Source organism: Nonomuraea sp. NPDC003201 (genome assembly GCF_053590415.1).
Genome location: NZ_JBSFTC010000615.1, coordinates 1 through 3,154, shown reverse-complemented (window position 1 = coordinate 3,154; position 3,154 = coordinate 1). Strand labels below are relative to the sequence as shown.

Genomic DNA, 3,154 nt, shown 5'->3' with positions numbered 1-3,154 from the left:
CTACATCCACGTGATCACGCCGCCGTCCGGCAGCACGCTGGCGCTGCGTGACAACGGCTACCGGGTCAATGCGCGGTGACGGGCTCAGTCCAGCCAGCGGCCGACGCCACGCACGGTGACCTCAAGCAGCTCTGCCGGATTCGCCGGGTCGGGGTAGTAGATGATCATGGTCGTGCCGGCTGGAAGCAACATCTTGATGGCTTGGACGCACCCGGCCACGACCTGTCGCTGCTGGTCGAGTGCGGTGCCGTTGATCGGCACCGCGTCACAGACACCGCCACGGTTGTTCATGACCAGCCGGAGCGTGTTCTCGCGTAGCTTCACCTCCCGCGTGGCGACGCGATAGGCGAGCTGCGTCTCGAGGTGCCATGCCGGTGGCGCCATGGGCAGCCCGAACTCCTGCCTGTACAGCAGGCCGAGACGGTCTTCGAGGGCCGCCAGGTCGTCGTGCAGCCCGCTTTCGACCGTATAGTTCGCCCATTTCTGGAGATCATCGATCGGTGGCAGGCTCGCGATCGGCAGTCCGCTCGCATCGAGCACCCGCCCGGACTCGTCGACGATATAGCCCTGGTTGTTCAGCAGCTTGATCGACTCGCTCACGTTCTTCAGCTGTTGCGCGGCATCCGCGTACGGGCACTGCCCGCCGTCCTGAACACATCCGATCGGAAGGATGCGCAGGAGTGACGTCGCCAGGTCGGACTCGTGGATCGCCGAGAGGATGGTCCGGTCGGACAGGTGCTCGCGCAGGTACATCGTTCCCCATTCCGAGTTGTACTCGGCGAACCGAAGCTCCTCCGGGACGAGCGACTCCACGAAGGTGCCCTTCCACTCGCTCGCATACTTGTCCCAGTCGGGATCTTCGGACAGGTCCAGGGCGCCGGTGATGCAGTCCGAGAACTTCTTCCCCCCGGTCACGACGCCTCCCATGGCGGCGTTCTTGCACTTGTTCGTCACCGACCATTGGGAGGCGCCGTTGAGCAGGTCCAGGCCGGTCAGGGCCATGTACTCCTCGGCGAGGCGATGCGTTTCGGTCTCCCGGTCGGAGATCCCCCTTGCCGCGAAGTAGAAGAGCGGGCTCAGGACGACGGACATGCAGGCGTCCTGGGCCTTGCCGACGAACTGGTTCCTGCAGTGCTGGATCCGTTCCTGGGCGTAGCCGTCCGGATCGTGGAGTGGCCCCTTGGGATCGTTGAGAATCTTTTCGACGTAGGCGTTGCAGTCGTTGTATCCGGGCAGGCCGTCCTCGGGCCCCCACTTGCAGTGTCCGTACCACTCGGCCTTGAGTTCGTTCAGCCGGGCCTTGGCCTCTTCCCGATAGTCTTCGAAGACCTCGGCCGCGATGCGAGCCGCTTCTGACGCGCTCTGGCCGGCCAGGATCTGCGCCTTGTACGCGGTGTCGTAGGCGGCGAAGGCGCCTGCCGCGTCCTTTGCCGCCGAAGCAGCCGAGGCGCGTGCCCAGCGGGCCGAGAGGGACGCCTTCCCGGCCGACTGCTGGGCCTGCTTGGTCGCGGCGGCGGCGGTGCGGACGGCCTGCGCGGCTCGTTCGGCGGACGCGGCGGCGTCGCGGGCTTGGGCGACGGCCTCGGTTGCGTACGTCCGCGCCTGGCCGGCGGCTTTGCCCGCGTCGTCCGCGTAACCGATGGCCTCCTCCGCCGCACCGCGGGCCTCTGCCGCCGCGGCCTGCGCGGTGCGCGCGAACTCGACGGCGCGCTCCGCGATCTGCGAGGTCTCGATCATCAAGGAGGTGGCGATGTAGTTGTGGGTGGCCGTCGCGTAGTCGCGTTCGGCCGCACGGTGCCGATCCACCTCCAGGAACTCGACCTGCATCGCCGTCGTCCCGGCGAGCGCGATCTGGGCGCCGTTCCGCACCTCGGTGCCGTAGGAGTCATCCCCGGCGATCGCGCCGACCCTCGACCGGATGTCGATCGTGTACGTGGTGTTGTGCGTCACCTCCAGGAACTTCTCGAGCGCGTCCGGATCGTCCGAGCGCAGGGCGGTGTTCGCCGCTTTCTCGGTCTCGGTGTTGCCGGCGCTGCGGGCGTCGGCGAGGATCCGCCCGACCTGCTCCCGCTGTTCGGCGGCTCGCTCGGGGTAGTCCGGATCGTTGAGGAAGGCGATGACGCCGGGCCACCCGCCATCGAGAGTGCGCTGGGCAGCGGCTCTCATGGCCGGGGTGCCGGTGACCATGAGACCGGTCAGCGTTGTGCGGTCGTCCTGCTCCTCGGCGGCTGCGAGCCCGCTCCTGACGAACTGGAGGACGAGGACGTCATCGTCCTCGCCGAGAGCGGACATGGCCGCCGAGCTGGTCCACGTACCGGGCACGGTCGCGAAGTACCGGGCCACTTCCCGCGCCTTGCCGACCGCCAGTGCGGGATCGGTCCGCGTGTCGGCGGCCTCGGCGATCAGCGCATCGATCTGCGGACTGTGATAGCGGCCCATCGGCACTCCGAAGCCGCGAGCGTCCTGCAACTTGGCCTTGGCGGCTTCCGCACTGATGTGCCGGGCGAAGGACAACTCGAGCTCGAGCTCGTTCTTGAGCCGTTCGGCGTCTGCCTCGCGCGCCGACTTGTAGACGGCTTGGGCCGTCTCGGCCGCCTGCAACGCGTCCTCCGCCGCACGGTAGGCATTGTTCGCGTGCTGCGTCGCCAACTCGGCCGCGTTGACGGCGCTGCCCGCATGCTGGGCCGCGCTCGCCGCGGCGCTCGCCGCCGCCTCCGCATAGGACACCGCTCGCGTCGCGGCATCTCGCGCCTTGCCGGCCGCGTCCTTGGCGATGTCCGCTTGACGCACCGTTTCCGCGGTGGCGCGCTTCGCCCGTTCCGCGCTTGCTCCCGCCCGCGCGGCCGCGGCGAACGCGGCCCGCGCCTCGGCGCTGGCTGCCCCCGCATAACGGCCGGCGGCCTCGGCCGCGCGTCCGGCGGCCTCGGTGTTCGCCCGCGCCGAATCGGCGGCGGCGACCGCGGCGTATGCCTGCTGCGTCACGGCGGTGATCTGGTTGATGGGCGAGATCCAGGCGGAGATCTGCGGGCCGATCTGCTGCATGACGCGGTTGTGCATCTCCGCCTACCAGGTGTGCCTGGAGTTCAACTACGCCCGCACCCAGGTACGCGCCATCGCCTTCGTCAATCCGGGGGCGTACACGAACTTCCAGGTC

Annotated in this window: 1 protein-coding gene; it reads right to left on the bottom strand. The window is 68.8% G+C overall.

What is annotated here, in order from left to right:
* Positions 1 to 84: 84 nt before the first annotated feature.
* Entirely contained in the window at positions 85 to 3,042 is a 2,958-nt protein-coding gene (locus tag ACWDX9_RS61685; RefSeq protein ID WP_449973177.1) for a DddA-like double-stranded DNA deaminase toxin, read from the bottom strand.
* Positions 3,043 to 3,154: the final 112 nt, after the last annotated feature.